The 21,769-nt window shown below is 64.0% G+C and carries 22 protein-coding genes; 11 read left to right on the plus strand and 11 right to left on the minus strand.

Annotated features, from left to right (window positions below; genetic code table 11):
* Positions 1-1,320, plus strand: a 1,320-nt coding sequence (gene tldD, locus JWQ24_RS22850) for a metalloprotease TldD (RefSeq protein ID WP_299812877.1), incomplete at its 5' end; no start/stop codon positions are given.
* Between the two features lie 8 nt (positions 1,321-1,328).
* On the plus strand, positions 1,329-2,099 hold the full coding sequence (gene lepB, locus JWQ24_RS22855) for a signal peptidase I (RefSeq protein WP_299812943.1): 771 nt from the start codon (positions 1,329-1,331) through the stop codon (positions 2,097-2,099).
* A 167-nt stretch (positions 2,100-2,266) separates the two neighbouring features.
* Here lepB and JWQ24_RS22860 read toward each other — a convergent pair whose 3' ends face one another.
* The gene (locus tag JWQ24_RS22860; protein WP_299812879.1) at positions 2,267-3,151 is read right to left on the minus strand and encodes a caspase family protein; all 885 of its coding nucleotides are present in this window, start codon (positions 3,149-3,151) and stop codon (positions 2,267-2,269) included.
* 368 nt (positions 3,152-3,519) lie between these two features.
* Here JWQ24_RS22860 and JWQ24_RS22865 point away from each other — a divergent pair, with 368 nt between their 5' ends.
* From JWQ24_RS22865 to JWQ24_RS22880, 4 genes are all read left to right on the plus strand, one after another.
* Positions 3,520-4,242, plus strand: coding sequence for a thermonuclease family protein (locus tag JWQ24_RS22865; RefSeq protein WP_299812882.1), 723 nt, complete (start codon positions 3,520-3,522; stop codon positions 4,240-4,242).
* Positions 4,243-4,373: 131 nt separating this feature from the next.
* Positions 4,374-5,132: an LssY C-terminal domain-containing protein gene (locus JWQ24_RS22870; RefSeq protein ID WP_299812885.1), complete on the plus strand. Its 759-nt coding sequence runs from the start codon at positions 4,374-4,376 to the stop codon at positions 5,130-5,132.
* A gap of 66 nt (positions 5,133-5,198) precedes the next feature.
* Positions 5,199-6,377 (plus strand): aminotransferase class V-fold PLP-dependent enzyme, encoded by a 1,179-nt coding sequence (locus JWQ24_RS22875; protein WP_299812888.1) that lies wholly within the window; start codon positions 5,199-5,201, stop codon positions 6,375-6,377.
* Positions 6,378-6,509: 132 nt separating this feature from the next.
* Complete coding sequence (locus JWQ24_RS22880) at positions 6,510-8,090, plus strand: Na+/H+ antiporter (RefSeq protein WP_299812891.1); 1,581 nt, start codon at positions 6,510-6,512, stop codon at positions 8,088-8,090.
* Here the strand turns inward: JWQ24_RS22880 and ccoS are convergent, their stop codons facing one another.
* The 10 genes from ccoS to JWQ24_RS22930 all read right to left on the minus strand — a co-directional run bounded on the left by ccoS (position 8,091) and on the right by JWQ24_RS22930 (position 16,874).
* Positions 8,091-8,267 carry a cbb3-type cytochrome oxidase assembly protein CcoS gene (ccoS, locus tag JWQ24_RS22885; RefSeq protein ID WP_299812894.1) on the minus strand — a complete coding sequence of 59 codons (177 nt, stop codon included), beginning with the start codon at positions 8,265-8,267 and terminating at the stop codon, positions 8,091-8,093. It lies immediately after the preceding gene.
* Complete coding sequence (locus JWQ24_RS22890; RefSeq protein ID WP_299812897.1) at positions 8,267-10,456, minus strand: cation-translocating P-type ATPase; 2,190 nt, start codon at positions 10,454-10,456, stop codon at positions 8,267-8,269. The genes ccoS and JWQ24_RS22890 overlap by 1 nt, the downstream gene beginning before the upstream one ends.
* Before the next feature lie 9 nt (positions 10,457-10,465).
* Complete coding sequence (locus JWQ24_RS22895) at positions 10,466-10,960, minus strand: FixH family protein (protein ID WP_299812900.1); 495 nt, start codon at positions 10,958-10,960, stop codon at positions 10,466-10,468.
* A gap of 19 nt (positions 10,961-10,979) precedes the next feature.
* Positions 10,980-12,449 carry a cytochrome c oxidase accessory protein CcoG gene (gene ccoG, locus JWQ24_RS22900; RefSeq protein WP_299812903.1) on the minus strand — a complete coding sequence of 490 codons (1,470 nt, stop codon included), beginning with the start codon at positions 12,447-12,449 and terminating at the stop codon, positions 10,980-10,982.
* Between the two features lie 90 nt (positions 12,450-12,539).
* The gene (ccoP, locus tag JWQ24_RS22905) at positions 12,540-13,415 is read right to left on the minus strand and encodes a cytochrome-c oxidase, cbb3-type subunit III (RefSeq protein ID WP_299812906.1); all 876 of its coding nucleotides are present in this window, start codon (positions 13,413-13,415) and stop codon (positions 12,540-12,542) included.
* Between the two features lie 7 nt (positions 13,416-13,422).
* On the minus strand, positions 13,423-13,587 hold the full coding sequence (locus JWQ24_RS22910; protein WP_299812909.1) for a cbb3-type cytochrome c oxidase subunit 3: 165 nt from the start codon (positions 13,585-13,587) through the stop codon (positions 13,423-13,425).
* Positions 13,588-13,597: 10 nt separating this feature from the next.
* Positions 13,598-14,332, minus strand: a complete 735-nt coding sequence (ccoO, locus tag JWQ24_RS22915; RefSeq protein ID WP_299812912.1) for a cytochrome-c oxidase, cbb3-type subunit II — start codon at positions 14,330-14,332, stop codon at positions 13,598-13,600.
* Positions 14,333-14,343: 11 nt separating this feature from the next.
* On the minus strand, positions 14,344-15,975 hold the full coding sequence (gene ccoN, locus JWQ24_RS22920) for a cytochrome-c oxidase, cbb3-type subunit I (protein WP_299812946.1): 1,632 nt from the start codon (positions 15,973-15,975) through the stop codon (positions 14,344-14,346).
* Positions 15,976-16,171: 196 nt separating this feature from the next.
* Entirely contained in the window at positions 16,172-16,402 is a 231-nt protein-coding gene (locus tag JWQ24_RS22925) for a hypothetical protein (protein WP_299812915.1), read from the minus strand.
* A 40-nt stretch (positions 16,403-16,442) separates the two neighbouring features.
* Positions 16,443-16,874 carry a CBS domain-containing protein gene (locus JWQ24_RS22930; RefSeq protein WP_299812918.1) on the minus strand — a complete coding sequence of 144 codons (432 nt, stop codon included), beginning with the start codon at positions 16,872-16,874 and terminating at the stop codon, positions 16,443-16,445.
* Between the two features lie 266 nt (positions 16,875-17,140).
* Here JWQ24_RS22930 and fixL point away from each other — a divergent pair, with 266 nt between their 5' ends.
* The 5 genes from fixL to rsgA all read left to right on the plus strand — a co-directional run bounded on the left by fixL (position 17,141) and on the right by rsgA (position 21,754).
* On the plus strand, positions 17,141-18,625 hold the full coding sequence (gene fixL, locus JWQ24_RS22935) for a sensor protein FixL (protein ID WP_299812949.1): 1,485 nt from the start codon (positions 17,141-17,143) through the stop codon (positions 18,623-18,625).
* On the plus strand, positions 18,615-19,232 hold the full coding sequence (gene fixJ / locus JWQ24_RS22940; protein WP_299812920.1) for a response regulator FixJ: 618 nt from the start codon (positions 18,615-18,617) through the stop codon (positions 19,230-19,232). Before fixL ends, fixJ begins: the two co-directional genes overlap by 11 nt.
* A gap of 67 nt (positions 19,233-19,299) precedes the next feature.
* Entirely contained in the window at positions 19,300-19,728 is a 429-nt protein-coding gene (locus JWQ24_RS22945) for a response regulator (RefSeq protein ID WP_299812923.1), read from the plus strand.
* Between the two features lie 135 nt (positions 19,729-19,863).
* Positions 19,864-20,505, plus strand: a complete 642-nt coding sequence (locus JWQ24_RS22950) for a helix-turn-helix domain-containing protein (protein ID WP_299812952.1) — start codon at positions 19,864-19,866, stop codon at positions 20,503-20,505.
* A gap of 193 nt (positions 20,506-20,698) precedes the next feature.
* The gene (gene rsgA / locus JWQ24_RS22955) at positions 20,699-21,754 is read left to right on the plus strand and encodes a ribosome small subunit-dependent GTPase A (protein WP_299812926.1); all 1,056 of its coding nucleotides are present in this window, start codon (positions 20,699-20,701) and stop codon (positions 21,752-21,754) included.
* Positions 21,755-21,769 lie beyond the last annotated feature (15 nt).

Here is a 21,769-nt window from a genome sequence, read left to right on the forward strand (position 1 = left end):
CTGTTTCTGGAATATGGCCAGACCGAAGCGCTGATGTTCGACAATGGCCGGCTGAAGCAGGCGACCTATGACACCTCGCAGGGGTTTGGCTTGCGCGCGGTCAAGGACGACGCGGTCGGCTATGCGCATTCCACCGACGTCTCGTTGCCGGCGCTGATCCGCGCGGCGGATGCGGTTTCAGCCGTCCGCGGCGGCTATTCGGGGGCGCTGGCCGCGGCGCCCGCGCACACCAATGCAAAACTCTATAGCGACGACAATCCGCTGGAAGCGCCGGGTTTTGAAAGCAAGGTCAAGCTGCTGGCCGAGATCGACGCCTATGTCCGCGACAAGGATCCGCGGGTGCGGCAGGTCACCGCCAGCCTTTCCGCCACCTGGCAGGTGGTCGAAATCCTCCGCCCCGACGGCGAGAGCTACCGCGACATCCGCCCGCTGGTGCGGGTCAATATTTCGGTGGTCGCAGGCCAAGGCGACCGTCAGGAAAGCGGCAGCAAGGGCTATGGCGGCCGCGAGGGCTATGCCCGCTTCATCGAGACCAAGGCGTGGCGGGAAGCCGCCGACGGCGCCATCCGCGAGGCGCTGGTCAATCTGGAATCGGTGCCGGCCCCGGCCGGCGAAATGGACGTGGTGCTGGGCGCCGGCTGGCCCGGCGTGATGCTGCATGAAGCCGTCGGCCATGGGCTGGAGGGCGATTTCAACCGCAAGCAGACTTCGGCTTTTGCAGGGTTGATGGGCAAGCAGGTCGCGGCCAAGGGCGTCACCGTGGTCGATGACGGCACCATGGCCGCGCGCCGCGGCTCCTTGTCCATTGATGACGAGGGCACGCCGACCAACCGCACCGTGCTGATCGAGGACGGCATTTTGGTCGGCTACATGCAGGACCGCCAGAACGCCCGGCTGATGAACATGAAGCCGACCGGCAACGGCCGGCGCCAGAGCTATGCCCATGTGCCGATGCCGCGGATGACCAACACCTACATGCTGGCGGGCCAGCGCGACCCCGCCGAAATCCTGGCCTCGGTGAAGAACGGCATCTACGCCGCCAATTTCGGCGGCGGCCAGGTCGACATCACCTCCGGCAAATACGTGTTCCAGTGCACCGAGGCCTACAAGATCGAGAACGGCAAGATCGGTGCGCCGCTGAAAGGCGCGATGCTGATCGGCAATGGCCCGACCGATCTGCACCGCATCAGCATGATCGGCAACGATCTCGCGCTGGATGACGGCATCGGAACCTGCGGCAAGCACGGCCAGGGCGTGCCGGTCGGCGTCGGCCAGCCGACGCTGCGCATGGACAAGATCACCATTGGAGGAACAGGCTAGTGAGCGACATCGTCACACCTCCTTCCACCTTCGCGGCGAACGCCAGGCGTTGGTCCGTACAACTGGCTCAGATCGCCGCCATCGTCGGCATCGTGTTCATCGCCAAGGGCGCGCTGGCCGAGCCGTTCTACGTGCCTTCGGCCTCGATGGAGCCGACTCTCCTGATCGGCGACGCGCTGCTGGCGACCAAGTTTCCCTACGGTTATTCGACGGCATCACTGCCGATCCATGTCTCGCTACCGGAGACCGGCCGTGTGCTGGCGGCGACGCCGAAGCGCGGCGATGTCGTGGTGTTTCGCTGGCCCGGCGACCGCTCGCAGGTCTGGGTCAAGCGCGTTATCGGCCTGCCTGGTGACCGTATCGAGCTGCGCGGCGGCGTGGTCTGGATCAACGGCGTGGCGACCACCATCAAGCCCGACGGTCTGGGTGCTGCGGAAGACGACAATGGGGGCTCGGAGCCGGCACGGCGCTATGTCGAGACGCTGCCTGACGGCGTGTCGCATCCGATCTTCAAGCTGTTCGACAACGGACGGCTCGACAATACCGCGGAAGTCACCGTGCCCGCCGACCATCTGTTCGTGATGGGCGACAACCGCGACAACTCTGCCGACAGCCGCGTCCCCGTGCGATCAGGCGGCGTAGGCCTGCTCCCAATGGACAATCTGGTCGGCCGCGTCGATGCCATCGTCGGCTCCTGGGATCTGGGCGTCCGCAACCAGCCGGTCAGCAACTGGCTGTCGGGTTTCCGCATGGCGCGGTTCTTCACTGCGGTGAATTGAGGGCGGCGGCAGAGCCGTTGTCGCGGGCGTGTCCTTTTGCTCTCCGCGGCAATCCAAGGCCACAAGCGAAGCAAGACTGGATTGCTTCGTCGCAAGGGCTCCTTGCAATGACGGCTCAGGGGCCGTCACGTTGGACAAGCCTCAACTCAACTGACGAATGCTCTGGTTTAGCTGCCGGCCTTCGCGGCGGCCGGGGCGGTGCCGAGCGGGAGGTCTTCGACCAGCGAGGACGACACCACGGGAACCTGCTCGCCATTGGAAACGCGGGTGACCGCGAGGCGGGTTTGGGTAAACACGGCTTCGGCGCCGGCGGGCCTGGCTTCGCCGGTCGGTGCGCCGTTCAGGTTCTTCAGCAGTTCGGTGACCAGCAGGCTGGTCGGCCCCTCGGCGTCGTCGGTGACCTTGCCGGGCGTCGCCGAAGACAGGATCAGCGCGTTGTCCGGCGCCGCGATCGGGGCCAGGCCGCGCGAATAGCCGCGGAAGCGGCGCTCATAGGGATTGCGGCGCGAGGCATCGATCACGGCGAGGCGGGCATGGGCGCCGCGCTCCTTCATGACATCAAGCAGCGCCTCGACGCTGGTGCCGTCGCGGCGGATATCCGCCTCTTTCCAGATCGCGGCATCGACCGGCAAAAGGTAGCTCTGGCGCCCGACCTGAACGCCGAAGCCGCCGAAATACAGCATCACCACCGATTCCGGACGGATCTTCGCCTTGAGGCGATCGACCGCGCGGGCCATGTCTTCCCTGGTCGCATCCTCGACGACGTCAACCTCGAAGCCGTCGCGGCGCAGTGCGCTGGTCAGCGCCCGCGCATCGTTGATCGGCTGGGTCAGCGGCGTGGCGGCGTCGGGATAGTGGCCGTTACCGATCACCAGAGCGAGGCGGGCATGCTTGCCGGTGGAGTTGTTCTCAAGCACGGCGGCAGCGGTTGCGGCGTCGAGCGAGCGCTTGTTGAGCGCGGCATGGGCGCCGATCGCCAGCGACACCAGCCCGACGAAAGCCGCGGCGGTGGTGATCGTTCGGCGGGACAGGCGCATCTGCAAAACGTTCATAACATCATTTCCGGTCATCGCTCGCGCCCGCATGGGTCGCGTCGACGTCGATTGAGGTTTGAAAGAGTGCCAGGGTTTTCGACAACTATTGCGATTAATTTGCGGCACCGCAGCAATTTCTTTACCCCACCAGGAGTGAGTTCGGCAACCGGTACCCGCGGCCCTTCAAGACAGCGTTACCGATCGCGCATCACATGTACCCAAGCGCACAGGGGTTCCATTCCGGGAACGCGACCTGACAATTCCGTCGGTCCTCGAAGCATTCTCGCGCGAAGTTGAAGTGCGCCGTGGCCGCCTGCGCTGGCGCGAGCAGCTGAATACACGCAGTGTTGCAGCACCTGTCCGACGCATTGAACCGGTGACACTGCATGCTGCAAAAAGTCTGTCTCGTTCTGGCGCTGCTATGGCCTGCGCTGGCGCAGGCCGCCGATGTCACCGGCGTGCCGAAAATCCGAGACGGCGACCAGGTCGCGTTCGGATCGACCCGGATCCGCTTGGCCGGCATCGACGCGCCGTCCAACGACCAGCTTTGCCTCAACGCTTCGGGCGAACGCTGGACCTGTGGTGTGGCGGCGCATGAAGCGCTGGCGAAATTTGCCGGCGACAAGGAATGGACCTGCCACGTGCTGCGTACCGACCGCTTCGGCCGTTCGGTCGCCAAGTGCGAGATCGGTGGCGACGATGTCTCGCAATGGATGGTCAAGAACGGCTGGGCACTGGCCTTTATACGGTTCTCGCAAGCCTATAGTGCTGACGAAAAGGTCGCGCGCGACGCCCGTGCCGGGCTGTGGGCCGGCGCCTTCATCGCGCCGTGGGACTGGCGCGTGCGCAACAAGAAGACGGCGATCCTCGGCGCGACCAAGCCGCCGGAAAGCGCGCTGGCGATCCTGCTCGCCTCGGCCTCCGGCGCCGCGGCGCCATCGCCGGACTGCACCATCAAGGGCAACGTCAACCGCGCCGGAGTCTGCATCTATCACACGCCGGCGAGTCGCTGGTACGCCAAGATCAGCATGAAGGTCTCTAAGGGCACGCGCTGGTTCTGCTCCAAGGAAGAAGCCGAAGCCGCCGGCTGTCGCGAAACACGGCGATGACATAGGCCCGGCCGCGTGCGACTCTCGCTGACGAGATGGCAAGGCCGCAGCAATTGAACGAACCACAACAGGATCAACATCGCCCCAGGCGCGGCCTCGGGCGGGTGAATCGTACATTACGACTTACGGTGATGCTGCTCGCGTTGTACGGCGTCACCGCCTATCTGCTGCTGCCGACGTTCTGGACGCATCACGACCGGCAGAAGCGGCTGGCCGGGATGCCGATGACCACGATGACCGCGCAGGGCATTCCGGGCGACCCCATCAATGTCGGGCTGATCGGCGAGCGCGCCGATGTGCTGTGCGCGATGCAGGCCGCCGGCTGGTACCCCGCCGATGCCGTGACCTGGCGCTCCTCGCTCGAGATCGCCGGCAGCGTGCTGCTCGACCGCCCCTATCGCGATGCGCCGGTCAGCCCGCTGATCTATCTCGGCCGCCGCGAGGATCTGGCGTTCGAGAAGCCGGTCGGCAACAGCGCCGACCATCGCCACCATGTGCGGTTCTGGAAGGTGCTCGACAAAGGCGACGAGGACCGTCCGGTCTGGCTCGGTGACGCCACCTTCGACCGCAGCGTCGGCATCAGCGACTACACCGGCGCGATCACCCATCACATCGCGCCCGATATCGATGCCGAGCGCAGCGTGATGTTCGACGACCTGCGCGCTGCCAGCATGGTCGAGGCGAAATACCAGGTCACCGGGATCGGCCCGACCATGGCCGGCCGCAATGGCGGCGGCGACACGTATTACACCGATGGCGAAGTGTGGATCTTTCGCCTCGTCGTCGCCTGTCAAAAGCGCAACGACCCGGCGGTCACCATCCCGTCGCCGCCGGCGACCGAGATCAAGGACCAGATCTTTGCCGCGATCGCCGCGGCGCTGAAGAAATAGCCTGCTTTGATTCCGCGCCGCTTGCGTGGCACAAGGCAGCCTCGCTTCGACAGCAAGGAATCATACATGGTTGTTCGTGCAGGGCGTGAGTTTCTCGCCATCCCCGGTCCCACTACGATGCCCGACGAAGTGCTGCGCGCGATGCATCGCCCGGCGCTCGATATCTATTCGGAGCAGATGGTTGCACTGACCGCCAGCCTGCTGGCCGACCTCAGCCGATTGTTCGGCACGACCGCGCAGTCCTACATCTACATCGCCAATGGCCACGGCGCCTGGGAGGCGACGCTCACCAACGTGCTGTCGCGCGGCGACAAGATCCTGGTGCTGGAGAGCGGCCGCTTCGCGGTCGGCTGGGGCCAGGTCGCGCGCGATATGGGCGTCGACGTCGAAGGGCTGAAGGGCGACTGGCGCCGCGCCATCCGCCCCGCCGAAGTCGAAGCCCGGCTGCGCGCCGACACCGCACACGAGATCAAGGCGGTGCTGGCGGTGCAGGTCGATACGGCGTCCGGCGCCTATAACGACATTGAAGCGATCGGCCGCGCCATCAAAGCCGCCGGCCATCCGGCGCTGTTCATGGTCGATGCGGTAGCGTCGCTCGCCTGCATGCCGTTCGAAATGGATGCGTGGGGCATCGATGTCGCGATGTCCGGCTCGCAGAAGGGGCTGATGGCGCCGCCCGGACTGGGCTTCGTCGTCGCCAACGACCGCGCGCAGAAAGTGCATCAGACCGCCGGTCTGCGCACGCCCTACTGGGACTGGACCGCGCGCGGCGGGCCGGAGCACTACAACAAATATTCCGGCACGGCCCCCGTGCATCTGTTGTTCGCGCAGCGCGAAGCACTCAACATGCTGTTCGACGAGAAGCTGCCGAACGTCTTCCGCCGCCATCAATTGCTGGCCGAAGCCGTGCGCCGAGCGGTGGCGGCATGGTCGGAGGGCGGCGTGCTCGCTTTCAACATCGAGGAACCCGCCGAGCGCTCCAACACCGTGACCACCGTGACGATGGCCGACCCGGCGCCGCTCTTGGCCTATTGCAAGAACAATTGCGGTGTGATTCTCGGCGTCGGCATCGGCGACCTCTCGGGCCAGGCGTTCCGCATCGCCCATATGGGCCACGTCAATGCACCGATGATCCTCGGAACCCTCGGCGTGATCGAGATGGCCCTGCAGGCGCTCGGCATCCCGCACGGCAAAGGCGGAGTGACGGCGGCAATCAATTACCTGGGAGAAAGTGTGCGGGCGTAGCCTGGCCACCTTCATCGCGGGCGCGACCGCGCGGCTTCTGCGGCAACCTGTACAGCATGTCGCATATTTGCAAGAAGCGATGACGACGCGTCGCATCACGGCGTTACCGTTCCTCGCAAATAGCAGGCCTGCATGAGCGCCGTTGCCCGATTTGAGCTGATCCTGCTGCTGATGGCGGTGATCGTGGTGCTCGACATTGTCGCGCGGCGACTGAATTTACCGCGAGCGGCCGCGCTGATCCTGGGCGGGATCGGCTTTGCGCTGATCCCCGGCGCGCCGGAGTTCGAGATCGATCCCGACCTGGTACTGGTGCTGTTCCTGCCGCCGCTCTTGATGTCGAGCGCGTGGTTCACCTCGTGGCGGGATTTTCGCGCCGATATCCGCATCATCCTGCAGCTCGCCGTCGGCGCGGTATTCTTCACCACGCTGGTGGTCGGCGTCGTCACCCATATGGTGATGCCCTCGTTGCCATGGGCGGCGTGTTTCGCTCTCGGCGCCATCGTCTCGCCGCCGGATTCGGTGGCCGCGAAGGCGGTGCTATCGTCGGTGCCGCTGCCGCGGCGGGTAATCGTGCTGCTGGAGGGCGAGAGCCTGGTCAACGACGCCTCCGGCCTGGTGCTGTTCCGCTTCGCCGTCGCCGCGGCCCTCACCGGCAGCTTCTCGATCGGCGAGGCCTCGCTCACCTTTGCGTGGCTGGCGATCGGCGGCATTGCCCTGGGGGTCGCCTTCGCCATTGTCACGATCTTCGTCATCAAGCGGATGCGCGACATCGACCTGATCATCATCTGGACCTTCCTCAACGCCTGGATCTCCTACATCGCGGCAGAAAAGCTCGGCGTTTCCGGCGTACTCTCGACGGTCGCCTGCGGCATCATCCTGGGCTGGAAACAGCACGAGATCATCGGGGCTGCGACGCGCACCAGGGCGCTGGCGGTATGGGGCGCCGTGGTGTTCGCGCTGGAATCGCTGGTGTTCATCCTGATCGGGCTGTCGCTCAGGGGCATCCTCACGCGGCTCGGCGGGACGGACGCGATGCTGGCGCTGCTGCCGGCGACCGCGGCGATCGTCGGCGCGGTGATCGTGGCGCGGTTCGTCTGGATTTTTCCCGGGACCTATCTGCCGCGCATGATGTCCACGTCGCTGCGCGCGAGAGACCCCTCGCCGCCGCTGGCGGTGCCGTTCATCATGAGCTGGGCCGGATTGCGCGGCGTGGTGAGTCTGGCGATCGCCCTGTCGCTGCCGGAGGGATTTCCCGGCCGCGATTTCATCCTTGCCGTCACCTTCGCCGTGATCCTGGTCACCGTGCTGGTGCAGGGCACCACGCTGGCGCCTTTGGTACGGCTGCTGGTGAAGGGCGATTTCTCCCTGGTACAGACGTCACAACTGACGGAAGCGCAGGCCCGCGCCCGGGTCGCCACGGCGCAGTTCGCAGCGCTGGAGGCAGAATCGCTCAATCCTGACGGCAGCCATCGCCACCCGCGGCTGATGGAGCAGTACAGCTACCGCGTCAACGCCGCGAAACGCTTCTCCGAGGAATCCGAAACGCTGATGCCGCACCGCGTCGATCACTACAACGCGGTGCTGGCCGCGAACGCCGCCGGCCGCGCCGAATTGCTGCGGATGCATCGCAGCGGCGAAATCCACGATTCGGTGCTGCACGAGATCGAGCAGGGGCTGGACCTCGAAGAGGTCAATGTACGCCGGTACGTGTAGTTACGATCGATCGACCGGACGGGCCGGCGCGGCGGCCGGTTCGTCGTCGGAGATGGCCCTCCAGGCAGCCCCCTCAAGATCGTCATACTGACCGCTTTTCAACGACCACAGGAAGCCGCCGAGGCCGACCAGCCCGAGCGCCAGTGCCAGCGGAACGAGAATGACGAGAACTTCCATCAGGAACGGTCCTTCACGCGGCGGGCACGCACCGCGTTGAGCATCACCAGGATCGACGATCCCGACATCGCCACCGCGGCAATCAGCGGCGTCACGAATCCGGCGATCGCGACCGGCACCGCCAGCGCGTTGTAGATCACGGCGAGCCACAGGTTCTGCTGCATGATATCAAGCGCCTTGCGGGAATAGTCGATCGCCGCGACGACCGGCGCCAATGGCTTGCCGAGGAACACGAGATCGGCAGTGGCCTGGCTGAGATGCGCGGCCGAGATCGGCGACATCGACACATGCGCTGCCGCCAGTGCCGGCGCGTCATTGAGCCCGTCGCCGACCATCATCACCTTGATGCCCTGCGCCTTGAGTTCGCTGATGCGTGCGATCTTCTCGGCAGGTGTGACGCCCGCGCGCCACTGCGCGATATCGAGGCTGGCGGCAGCGGCAGCGACCGCCGGCTCGCGGTCTCCCGACAGAATTTCCACCGCGATGCCGCGCCGTTGCAGCGCCGCCACCATGGCCGGCGCATCGGGGCGGAGTTGCTGGCGGACCGCAAAAACATAGCGGGCGTCGCCATGGCGGAACGCGACGGCAGACATTTCCGGATCGCCGCTGAGAATTTCATTGGCCATGTCGTCCGCGTCGCAGAACGACGGACGGCCGAGCCTGACTTCCACGCCATCGACGACGCCGTACACGCCCTGGCCGGGCTCTTCCACGATGCCCTTCAACGGCGACTTTGCGCCGGAGGCGCGGGCCACCGCGGCCGCCACGGGATGATGGCTGGCCATCGCCAGCCGGCCGGCGAGCTCCAGCATGTCCGGCGGAACCAGCGCACCGTTGGTGAGGTCGAGATCCGGCATCGTCAACGTGCCGGTCTTGTCGAACACGATATGATCGACGGCCGCGGTGCGTTCGATGGCGTCGCCGGAATTCAGCAGCACGCCGGCACGGAACATGGCGCCGGCCGCCACCGTCTGCACGGTGGGAATCGCCAGACCCAGCGCGCAGGGGCAGGTGATGATCAGCACAGCGACCGCGGTGACAATCGAATCGTGCCAGTTCGCCCCGGCCAGCACCCAGCCGAACATGGTCAGCAAGGCCGCCGCATGCACCACCGGCGCATAGAGCCGCGAGGCGCGGTCCGCCAGCATGACGTAGCGCGAGCGGGCCTGCAGCGCATGGTCGAGCAGCCGCGTGATTTCCGCCAGCAGCGTGCCTTCAGACGCGGCGGAAACGCGAATCCGCAGCGTGCCTGAAATATTCATGGTGCCGGCGTAGACCGCCGTGCCACGCTCGGCCGGCGCATACAGCGTCTCGCCGGTGATGAGGCTCTGGTCGATCTCGGAGCGCCCCTCGATCACCGTGCCGTCGACTGCGCAGCGCTCACCCGGGCGCACCAGCACGATGTCGCCGGGAGACAGCGCCGCCACCGGCACATCGCGGATCTCCATGTCGGAAATGAACCTGGTCGCCGTCTCCGCCTTCAGCGCCGCAAGGTTGCCAGCGACGGCGCGGGTACGGCGGCGCATGTTCTGGTCGAGATAACGGCCGAACAGCAGGAAGGTCAGCAGCATGATGGCCGCGTCGAAATAGGCATGTTCGGCGTGATGGATGGTTTCCACCACCGACATCGTCAGAGCGGTGATCACGCCGATGCTGATCGGCACGTCCATATTGGTGGTACGCGCGCGCAGCGCGCGGAACGCGGAGATGAAGAACGGCTGCCCGGCATAGGCCGCCGCCGGCAAAGCGATGAACGCCGACAGCCAGTGAAAGAAATCGCGCTGCTCCGGCATCATGTCACCGACGCTGCCGGACCATACCGGCACCGACAGCATCATCACATTCATGGTGGCGAAAGCCGCGACGCCCAGGCAGCGCATCAGGAACCTGGACTGCGCGGTCTCGACCGCTTCGGCACGCACGGTCTCGAACGGATAGGCCTTGTAGCCAAGTTCAGCCAGGCGATCGATGAAGCGCGCAGGGTCCAGCGCGCCTCGCTTCCACTCCAGCGCGATGCGCTTGTCGGTGAGATTGACCCGCGCCAGCGTGACGTCCGGCATCGCCGACAGGCCGCGCTCGATCTTGGCCATGCAGCCGGCGCAACTGACGCCCTCCACCGCGAGGTCGATATGCGACAGACCGGACTCCAGATCCCGGATGTAATGCGAGAAGTCGCGCGTGGCTTGCATGGGATATTCCTAATTCAGCACGATGCGGTTCTTGGACAGGAACAGACGCTTGCCACCGACATCGCCTTCCAGCACCAGATCCCACAGGCCGGGCGCCAGCGCCGTGACATCGCCGCGATACGTCGCGGTGCCGGCCTCGGCGAGTTGGACCGGGCGATCGCCGCGGCGGTCGGCGGGACGCTCCAGGCGGCTCGTGAAGCTCAATCCCTGAACCGGCGCGCCATTGCGGTCGCGCGCTTCGACGCGGACCTCGGCGCGGCCGTCGGCGTCGCGCGCGACATGGGCATTCACCTTCCAGCCGCGCGCGGCCTGCTCTCGCGCCGCGGTGATCTCGCCTTCATAAGCGAGGCTGGCGCCGTAGGCGCTGTCCACTTCGGTCCCCGGCAGCGAATCAATCGCCAGCTTGGCCAGCGTGATGTTGACCCCGATGATAACGCCGAAGAATGCGATCAAGCAGATCAGAACGGTGCGGCCGGTCAGCGGCTTCACGGTGGAGGTGGTCATGCAATGGTCCTCGGGAAACTCATGGTGCAACAAAATTGTCAGTGGCCGTGGCGACCTCGCCGAGCTCCTGATCGGTCACCCGCATTTTCAGCGGAATTGATTTTTCGGTATTGCTGGTCGCAGGCGCCGTCACCAGCACCCGCAATTCGGTGGTGCGGTCGCGCCCGAGGACGATGCTCGGCCGACCCGCCGTCACCGAGTCGACGCCAACCACGTGGATGACGGCGTTGACGGGACCTTCGACGTCGATGCCGACGACGCGGTCCACATTGCGCTTGTTGAGCAGCCGGACCGTATAGGCATTGCGGATCGAGCCGTCGCTGAGCCGCACCGCGATCGGGTTGCGGTCGTGCAGCACGTTGACGTCGAGCATCGAACGGGTGAGCAGCGCATACAGCATGATGCTGCTGACGACAGCGATGATCGCCACATAGGCGATCGTGCGCGGCCGCACGATGCGGTAGATCTCGGACTTGCCGGCCTCACGGCGCTGGATGTTGATGTCGTTGTCGTAGCCGATCAGGCGCGTCGGCCGGCCGATCCGGGTCATGACATTGTCGCAGGCGTCGATGCACAGCCCGCACTGGATGCAGTCCATCTGCGAACCGTTGCGGATGTCGATGCCCACGGGGCACACCACCACGCATTGCTGGCAATCCACGCAATCGCCGGCAGGCTGGCCTGCCGCGCGAAGCTCAGTGGCCTTCTTCAGCGAAGTCCGGACCTCGCCGCGGTCATATTTATAGGTGACGTTGAGCGCCCATTCGTCGGTCAGCGCCGCCTGGATGCGCGGCCACGGGCACATATAGACGCAGACCTGCTCGCGCGCGAAACCGGCCAGCAGATAGGTGGTCCCGGTGAGGATGGCGATCCAGATATAGGCCAGCATCGGCCCCTGGAAGGTGACAAGTTCCTTCACCAGCGTCGGCGCATCGTTGAAATACAGCACCCATGCGCCGCCGGTCCACCACGCGATCATCAGCCAGATCGAATGCTTCATCAGGATTTCGGCGAAGCGCTGCAGCTTCAGGCCGCCCTTGTCCGTGTCGGCATCCTTTTTCATGCGCTCGCGACGGTCGCCCTCAACGAGGCGCTCCACCGCGTAGAACAGATCGGTCCACACCGTCTGCGGGCACAGATAGCCGCACCAGATCCGGCCACCGACGGCGTTCATCAGGAACAGCGACAGCGCAGCGAGGATCAACAGCCCGGTGAAGTAATAGACTTCCTGCGGCCACAGCTCGATGAAAAAGAAATAGAAGCGGCTGTTGGGGATATCGATCAGCACCGCCTGGCTGGGCGCACCGATGCCGCGATCCCAGCGAACGAAAGGCAGCAAATAGTAGACGCCGAGGCAGAACGCCATCAGCCCCCATTTGATGCGGCGAAACCGGCCGTGCACCGCCTGGGGGTAGATCTTCTTGTGGGGGGCATAGAGGGGACCGTAGTCGTCCGGATCCATTTCCGCTGCTTTGATGGGCTTGTTCATAGGGGCATCTCTCGTACTGAAATGACCCTAATTCCAAATCCCGAGACCTGATTGATCCACCTCAACCTGAGGGCAGAAGCCTGCGGTGGCCTATTGGCCACCGCCGAGCGAATGCACGTAGACCGTCAGCGCCTTGATGGTGGCGGGATCAAGCCGGCCGACCCAGGCAGGCATCACGCCGTTGCGACCATTGGTAACGGTTTCGATCAGGGTGGCTTCGTCGGAACCATACAGCCAGATCTTGTCGGTCAGGTTGGGCGCGCCCATCTCCGGGTTACCCTTGCCGGCATCGCCGTGGCAGGAAGCGCAATTGTCCGCGAACAGCTTCTGCCCCGCGGCGGCGTCATACTTGGCAGCCGCCGGCAGCCCCGCCAGCGCGCGAACGTAATTGGCCACCGTGACGATCTCGGGCTTCTTCAGCGTCCCATCGCGACCGAAGGCGAGCATCGCGCCCTCATGCGCTTCGGCATGGCCGGAGCGAGCGCCGAACTGGATCGTCTTCTGGATCTGGTCGAGCGAACCGCCCCACAGCCAGTCGTCGTCGTTCAGGTTCGGATAGCCCTTTGCGCCGGCCGCGCCACTGCCGTGGCACGGCGCGCAATTGTCACCGAACACCGCCTTGCCACGGGCGCGGGCCAGCGCCAGCAGAGCGGGATCCTTCTCGATGTCCGCCAGCGGCGCGGCCCCGAGCGTCACCATCTTGTCACCGCGGATCTTTTCCAGTCTGGCAAGCTCGACCGCGACATCGGCGCGCGACGAGTATTGCGCAACGCCGGTCGTATAGCTCCAGACCAGCGGCCATGCCGGATAGACGATCCAGTAGCCGAACGCCCACACGATGCACGCATAGAAGGTCAGGACCCACCAGCGGGGCAACGGCGTATTCAGTTCCTTGATGCCGTCCCAGGAATGGCCGGTCGTGGTCTTGCCGGTGACGGCGTCGAAGTTTTCGTCATGGTGAGACATGATGCGGTCAATCCTCCTGCAGCGGCAGGCGTGCCGCTGCATCAAACATCGCCTTGTTGCGGGGCCAGAGGGCGTAAGCCACGATGGCAATAAAGATTCCAACGAACAGCGGCGTCCACACCGAGACGACAAAATCCGAAGCGAAGTTTTGAACAGTCAGTATCGCGCGCATATGCGTCTCCTCAGCGGAGGTTTGCTTTTTCGTTGTAAAGTTTGAAATCGACGAGCGTGCCCAGCATCTGCAGATAGGCGACCAGCGCATCCATTTCGGTGGGAAGCCCGGGCTTGCCGTCGAAGTTTCGCGCCACCGCCTTGGGATAGCGCTTGGCGAAAGCGTCGGCCTCGGCACTGTCGGGATCGGCCTGCGCCTTGGTATCGGCGACGGCGTTGAGAATCTGGTCGTCTGAATAGGGCACGCCAATGGCGCGGTTGGTGCGCAGGTGATCCGCGATCTGTTCCAAGTTGACCGGCGTGCTGGCGAGGAACTTGTATCCCGGCATCACCGACTGCGGAACGATGTCGCGCGGGTTGCTCAGATGCGTGACGTGCCACTCATCCGAATACTTCGCACCGACGCGGGCCAGATCCGGCCCGGTGCGCTTGGAGCCCCACTGGAACGGGTGATCGTACATGCTCTCGGCGGCGAGCGAAAAGTGCCCGTAACGCTCGACCTCGTCGCGCAACGGCCGAATCATCTGCGAATGACAGAGATAGCAGCCTTCGCGGACGTAGACGTTACGCCCGGTCAGCTCCAGCGGCGTGTAGGGGCGCACGCCATCGACGACCTCGATCGTGCTCTTGAGATAGAACAGCGGCGTGATTTCGACGAGACCGCCGATGGCGATCACCAGAAGGATGCCCACGATCAGGGCGATCGAGTTCTTCTCGAAAAGTTGGTGTCGGCTCCAGAATGACATCGATTAGTTCCTTACTCGGCCGCTTGCAGGGAGGCGCCGACCGACAACGGCACTTCGGATTGAGCTTCACCTACGCGCACGGTCATCCACAGATTGTAGGCCATGATCAGCGCGCCGATCAGGAACAGCCCGCCGCCGAGCGCGCGGATGGCGTAGAACGGATGCATCGCCTCGACGCTTTCGATGAAGGAATATTCGAGGAAGCCCAGCGAGGTGTAGGCGCGCCACATCAGCCCCTGCAGGATGCCGGACACCCACATCGACGAGATGTAGAGCACGATGCCGAGTGTCGCGATCCAGAAGTGCCAGCTCACCAGTCTCAGGCTGTAAAGCTCCTTGCGCTGCCAGATCCACGGCACCAGGCAATACAGTGCGCCGAACGAGACGAAGCCGACCCAGCCCAGCGCGCCGGAATGCACGTGGCCGATGGTCCAGTCGGTGTAGTGGCTGAGCGAGTTCACGACCTTGATCGACATCAGCGGGCCTTCGAAGGTGGCCATGCCGTAGAAGGCGACCGATACCACCAGCATGCGCAGCACCGGATCGGTACGGAGCTTGTCCCAGGCGCCCGACAGCGTCATCAGGCCGTTGATCATGCCGCCCCAGGAGGGCATCCACAGCATGATCGAGAACGTCATGCCGAGCGTCTGCGCCCAGTCCGGCAACGCCGTGTAGTGGAGGTGATGCGGGCCAGCCCAGATGTACAGGAAGATGATCGCCCAGAAATGCACGATCGACAGCCGATAGGAATAGACCGGCCGCTCCGCACGCTTCGGAATGAAGTAGTACATGATGGCGAGGAAGCCGGCGGTTAGAAAGAAGCCGACCGCATTGTGACCATACCACCACTGGAACATCGCATCCTGCACACCGCCCCAGGCGACGTAGGACTTCGAGCCGAAGAACGAAACCGGCAGCGCGGGATTGTTGCCGAGATGCAGCACGGCGATGGTGACGATGAAGGCAAGGTAGAACCAGTTGGCAACGAAGATGTGCGGTTCCTTGCGCTTGACCAGCGTCGCCACAAACACCAGCAGGTAGGTCACCCAGACGATAGTCAGCCACAGATCGGCGTACCACTCCGGCTCGGCATATTCCTTGGACTGCGTCACGCCGAGCAGATAGCCGGTGCCCGCGATCAGGATGAAGAAATTATAGCCGAGGATGACGAACCAGGGCGACAGATCGCCGGCCAGCCGGACCCGGCAGGTCTTCTGCACCACGTAAAACGACGTTGCCAGCAGCACGTTGCCGCCGAAGGCGAAGACCACCGCGGAGGTGTGCAGCGGGCGCAGCCGACCGAAGCTGGTCCAGGGCAGATCGAAATTCAGCGCTGGCCATGCCAGCTGCAGCGCGATCAGCAATCCGACGGTGAAGCCGGCGATGCCCCAGAACATCGCCATGAACGATGCGAACTTGATCGGACCGAAATTATAGTTGGGGTGTCCGTTGATTTCCTGCGGCGGCAGCGATGAGCGTTCGAAATAGCGATTGAAGATCGCGAAAACGGAAGCAACGCTTGCGATGCCCGCCAGCGAGGCGTGGAAGGCGAACGGCGCATCCTCCGCTTTGGCGGCGGCAATAAGGCAAAGGAACACCGCTGCGGCGAACAGCGCAGCCAGTCCCGACTCGCCGAAAGTCATCCACTTGACGTTGTTGTTAGGCTGCATCGCAATTTTCCCTCGTGGCATAGCGACTTCAACCACGGCCCGGCTGCGGGTGATTTGATTGAGGTCAAACTTGGACGGGCGGCGCCAAGAAATTTCGATGATTGAAGCTTCGGTGGTTCAGAGACGCTTGTCGGCGATCACTCGTCGGAAAACGCCACCAGTGGCTGCGTCAATTCACACGATGCGCGCGCAGGAACGCTTCGTTCGCGGCGGGTCGATCAGTGCGACCTTGGAAACCAGTACCCAGGGGCGCACGCCTCCCCCCCCCGCCATCGACCTCGGTCTCAATCGCAACGGCGGAGATGCGGGCCTCGATGTCCACCGCCATCGCCACGCACTTTTCAATCGCGGCTGGGGTGGCCTCGCCGATCAACGGCAACAGGATGTCCTTGATAGCCACGATGGTCTCCTCTTGCTTCCAGCCGAGAGCGATCGGTGATTCAGTCGGACACGAGCGCGCAGCGCGCCAATACGCGCATGACATCTTCGCGCGAAATGATCCCGGAAAGCCTTCGATCCGCCTCGATCACCGGCATGCTTCGAATGCGGTGATCCACCATCAGCTGAAGGACGCGCGTCAGCTTGGTGTCCTTGCCTACGTAAATGAATTCCGTGGTCATGACGTCGGCGACGGTGCGCTGCATCAACTCGTCGTAATGCGGCACCATGTGGTCCGGCGTGAAGGCGAAGCAGGTCAGCAGATCGAATTTCGAGACCAGTCCCACGACATGACCGTTTTCCTGCACCGGATAGGTGTTGAAATTGTCCCGCTCGAACAGCTTGCCGAGCTCACGCATCGTCAAGCCACTTGTCACGGTCTGGACCGTGCTGGTCATGTTGTCGCCGGCGGTCTGTTCGAGAAACTGGTACAAGAGACGGCCCCATGCGCTTTGAAGAACAAGCCCCCGCGCATCCTTGCGCGAATTCGCCCCGATGCCGGCATTTCAACACAACGGGGCAAGCCTGTTTTGATCAGGGTCAAGAAAACGACGCCACGGCGCCTCGTTGCGGCTTGCCTGCCGCGGACCTTCATGTTTCGGTCGGCCAAGGGAACATGTTAGAAACGCTGCGGAAGCGAGGGGAAGCCGTGGACGACAGCGTAGATTCGCAGCGCCAGGCGCAGTTACCGGGTGACAATATGCAGCGCGGCTACGACATGTCCGGGATCGGCACATGGGAGCTCGACCTGTCTACACGGCAGTTGACCTGGTCCTCCATCACCCGCGGCCTTTTTGGCCTCTCGGCATCCGAGCCGCTGGATCTTGCGCGCTTTCTGTCGGTGCTTGAACCGCCGGACCGGGAGCGCACCGAACTCGCCCTACAACGCTGCACCGAGACCGGCGGCCCTTTCGATATGGAGTACCGGATCATCCGGCCGGCCACCGGGCAGCACTGGATTCGTGTCAAAGGCGGCATTACGACCGGTAAGGATGGCAAGCCGTCCCACCTCGGCGGTGTGGTGCTCGACATTGATGAACAGAAGCGGCTGGAAGAGACGCTGCGGACCCGGGAGGCGCATTTGCGCTCGATCCTGGACACCGTGCCCGACGCCATGATCGTGATCGACAAGGCCGGTGTGATCCAGTCCTTCAGCTCGGCGGCGGAACGGATGTTCGGCACCACCGGTCGCGAAGCCATCGGCCAGAACGTCAGCAGCCTGATGCCGGACCCGGATCGTACCCGCCATGACGGCTACCTGAAGCGTTATGAAACGACGCACGAGCGGCACATCATCGGCATCGGGCGCATCGTCACCGGCCGCCGCCGCGACGGCACGACGTTTCCGATGCACCTGTCGATCGGCGAGATGCAATCCGGCGGCGAGCTTTTCTTCACCGGCTTCATCCGCGATCTCACCGAGCAGCAGCAGACCCAGGCGCAATTGCAGGAGCTGCAGTCCGAGCTCATTCATATGTCGCGCCTGACGGCGATGGGCGAGATGGCCTCGGCGCTGGCCCACGAGTTGAACCAGCCGCTGGCATCGATCAGCAATTATATGAACGGCTCGCGCCGGCTGCTCGAAGCCAGCACGGACCCGAACGGCCTGAAGATCCAGAATGCGCTGAATAAAGCTGCCGAGCAGGCCGTGCGCGCGGGACAAATCATCCGCAGGCTGCGCGACTTCGTCTCACGTGACGAATCCGAGAAGCGGGTGGAAAGTCTCGCCAAGCTGGTCGAGGAATCCGGCGCGCTCGGCCTCACCGGATCCCGTGAACAGGGCGTGATGCTGCACTTCAACCTCGATCCCCGGTTCGACCGCGTGATGGTCGATCGCGTGCAGATCCAGCAGGTGCTGGTCAATCTGTTCCGCAATGCCGTGGAGGCGATGAAGAACGCGCCGCGACAGGAACTTGCCGTGACCAACTCGGCAGCGCCCGATGACATGATCGAGATCGCCGTCTCCGACACCGGCGACGGGTTCAGCGAAGAAACCGCCTCAAAACTGTTCCAGACCTTCTTCACGACCAAATCCACCGGCATGGGCGTCGGACTGTCGATCAGCCGGTCGATCGTCGAGGCGCATGGCGGCAAGATGTCGGCCGAAACCAATCCGTCCGGCGGCGCCACGTTCCGCTTCACCCTGCCCGCGGCAGCTCCCCAGGACCCTACGCATGTCACTTGAAGGCACGGTCTACGTCATCGACGACGATGCGGCGATGCGCGATTCGCTCGAATTCCTGCTCGATTCGGCGGGCTTCACGGTCACGCTGTTCGATGCGGCATCCAGCTTTCTGGAGCATCTGTCAGGCCTGCCGTTCGGCTGCGTGGTGTCGGACATCCGCATGCCCGGCGTCAACGGAATGGATCTGCTGCGAAGCCTGAAGACCATCCGCCCGGATCTGCCCATCATCATCATGACCGGCCACGGCGACATCCCGCTGGCGGTGGAGGCGATCAAGCTCGGCGCCAAGGATTTCCTGGAAAAGCCGTTCGAGGACGAGCGGCTGATCGGATCGATCCGCACCGCCCTTGAGCACGGCGAAAACAGCGCCCGGAGCAAGGGCGTGGTAAGCGAACTGGCGTCTCGCATCGCCAGCCTCAGCCAGCGCGAGCGGCAGGTGATGGACGGCCTGATTGCCGGACTTTCCAACAAGCTGATCGCTCGCGACTATGACATCAGCCCGCGCACCATCGAGGTCTACCGGGCCAATGTGATGACGAAAATGCAGGCCCGCAGCCTTTCCGAACTGGTGCGGTTCGCGGTGCGCGCGGGCATTCTGGAAGATTGAGGCAGATCAACCGGCGCTGGACAGCAAGGGCTATATCTCCGGCTCAACTTTGCTCGGGATACTGGCATTGACCGCAACGGCCAACCACAAACCGACCGTCCTGGTCCTCGACGACGACATTCCGGTGCTCAGCTCGCTGCAGTTCCTGCTGGAAACCCATGATTTCGCGGTACGCACGTTCCGCAGCGGGGCCGCCATGCTGGACTGGGCCGTGCTGCATCCGTCGGATTGCATCGTGGTTGACTACAAGATGCCGGAGCTCGACGGCCTGCAGGTCGCCGAACAACTGCGCGCCCGCGGCATCGCGACCTCCGTGATTCTCATCACCGGCTTTCCCGATGATTCTATCTACCTCAAGGCTGCCGCCGCCGGCATCCAGCAGGTTCTGCTGAAGCCGCTTTTTGAAGACAGCCTGGTGGCCCACATCACGGATATCCTGCCGATGGCAGCCGCCATACCCGAGTTGCGCTCCGGCGACCTCCGTACATGTACTTAAGGGCCTGCCCCTAAGATATCGGACCAAATATCCGGCGCGTTCCGACACACCTACAAACGGCCATCCAACGAGGAGATGGCCATGCTTTCCCAATCAGCCGCAACGATCGAAACCAAAGCGCTCTTTGCGAAGGCGATGTGCCCACCTCCCGCCGACGACCAGTTTGCGACCGTGATGGGTCTGGCCGGCATGGTGGCGACCTCCTTTCGTTACCAGAAGGACGAGGAAATCTTCGGCGAGGACGAGCCCGCCGAATACGTCTATCAGGTCATTCACGGCGCGGTTCGGACCTACAAGCTGCTCTCCGACGGCCGCCGCCAGATCGGCTCCTTTCATCTGGCCGGCGATGTCTTCGGCCTCGAATACGGCACGAAACACCGCGCCACCGCCGAAGCCCTTTGCTCGACGGAAGTGCGGCTGATCCAGCGCCGCAGCCTGGAGAATGTCGCCAAGGTCGACGTGCAGGTGTCGCGCATTCTCTGGAACGTCACGTCGGGCGAGTTGCGCCACGCCGAAGATCACATGCTGCTGCTCGGCTGCAAGACCGCGATGGAGCGCGTCGCCGCCTTCCTGCTCGAGATGGACCGCCGCCTCAAAGCATCCTCGATGGTGGCGCTGCCGATGTGCCGCCGCGACATCGGCGACTACCTCGGGCTGACGCTTGAAACCGTCTCGCGCGCGCTGTCACAGCTGCATGACCAGGGCGTGCTCGACTTTTCCGGCGCCCGCCAGATCGTGATCCGCAACCGGCAGCGGCTGCGCGACATCAACGAATAACCCGCCACGCAAACAGCCCTTGCGGACGGTATGCGGTTGCAGGGCCAAGTCCTCACGGATCGGTCCTGTGTCTTTCAAACCGCGTGCAAGGGCGAGCCCCCCTTGCCATTTGCCAAAAGCACGTCATGCATCCATATCGGCATCGAGCCGATGGAGGATAAGCGATGGGTCATGCGCAGGGCTGCCGGACAACGTGGTGAGCGATCCGTCTGAAGACACGCACGCATTGTCACTTCCAGGTCTGGGGTGGTCGGATTTCTTTGCCGATCAGCTTTTGCCTGATGAGGCAGGCGCCCTGCCGGTGCGTATCGCCACCGTCCACCGCACCCGCATGACCGCCATGTCCCGGACCGGGCCGATCAAGCTGGTGCTTCCTGTTCACACCAACACCGGCGATTATACTGTCGGCGACTGGGTGCTGGCCGACCCCGAATCCTTCTTGATGCAACGTCGCCTCAACCGCCGGACGGTTCTGGAGCGGCGCACCGAAGGCAGCCGAACCCCGCAGCTTGCCGGCGCCAATATCGACACGCTCTTCATCGTCACCTCCTGCAATGCCGATTTCAACGTCGCCCGGCTGGAACGCTATCTTGCGCTCGCCAATGAAGCCGGCATCACACCGGTGATCGTGCTGACAAAGGCTGATCTTGCGGAAAATCCTGCGCTCTACCTGGAACAGGCGACGGCACTGCAGCGCGGTCTGGCGGTTGTGATCTCCAATCCGCGCACCGGAGATATCGCGACCTCGCTGCATAGCTGGTGCGGTGTCGGGCAGACCGTCGCGGTGGTCGGCTCTTCAGGGGTCGGTAAATCGACCATGGTCAACGCGCTGGCGGGGCCGTCGCACGAACTGCCGCAGAAAACCGGAAGCATTCGGGAGCAAGATGCCAAAGGCCGCCATACCACCACCTCGCGCTCGCTCCATGCCATCGCGGGCGGCGGCTGGGTGATCGACACGCCGGGAATGCGCTCGCTCTATGTCAGCGATGCCGCTTCCGGGATCGATGAGCTGTTCGCAGAGATCACCGAACTCGCTCCACTCTGCAAGTTTCGCGATTGCACCCACGCCCACGAGCCAGGCTGCGCCGTCCGCGCCGCGGTGGCCGACGGCAAGCTTGAAGCGGAGCGCCTCGACCGCTGGCGCATGATGGTGGCGGAAAACCGCACCAATACGCCAGAACGGGCGAAGCCCGGTGGTGGCAGACCGGCCCCCCCTCGCCGCTCAAAGCCGCGGATAGAAGCTGACTAGTGGTTTCATCGATGG

Origin of the sequence: Tardiphaga sp. (assembly GCF_028290495.1) — a bacterium.
Taxonomy (GTDB): domain Bacteria; phylum Pseudomonadota; class Alphaproteobacteria; order Rhizobiales; family Xanthobacteraceae; genus Tardiphaga.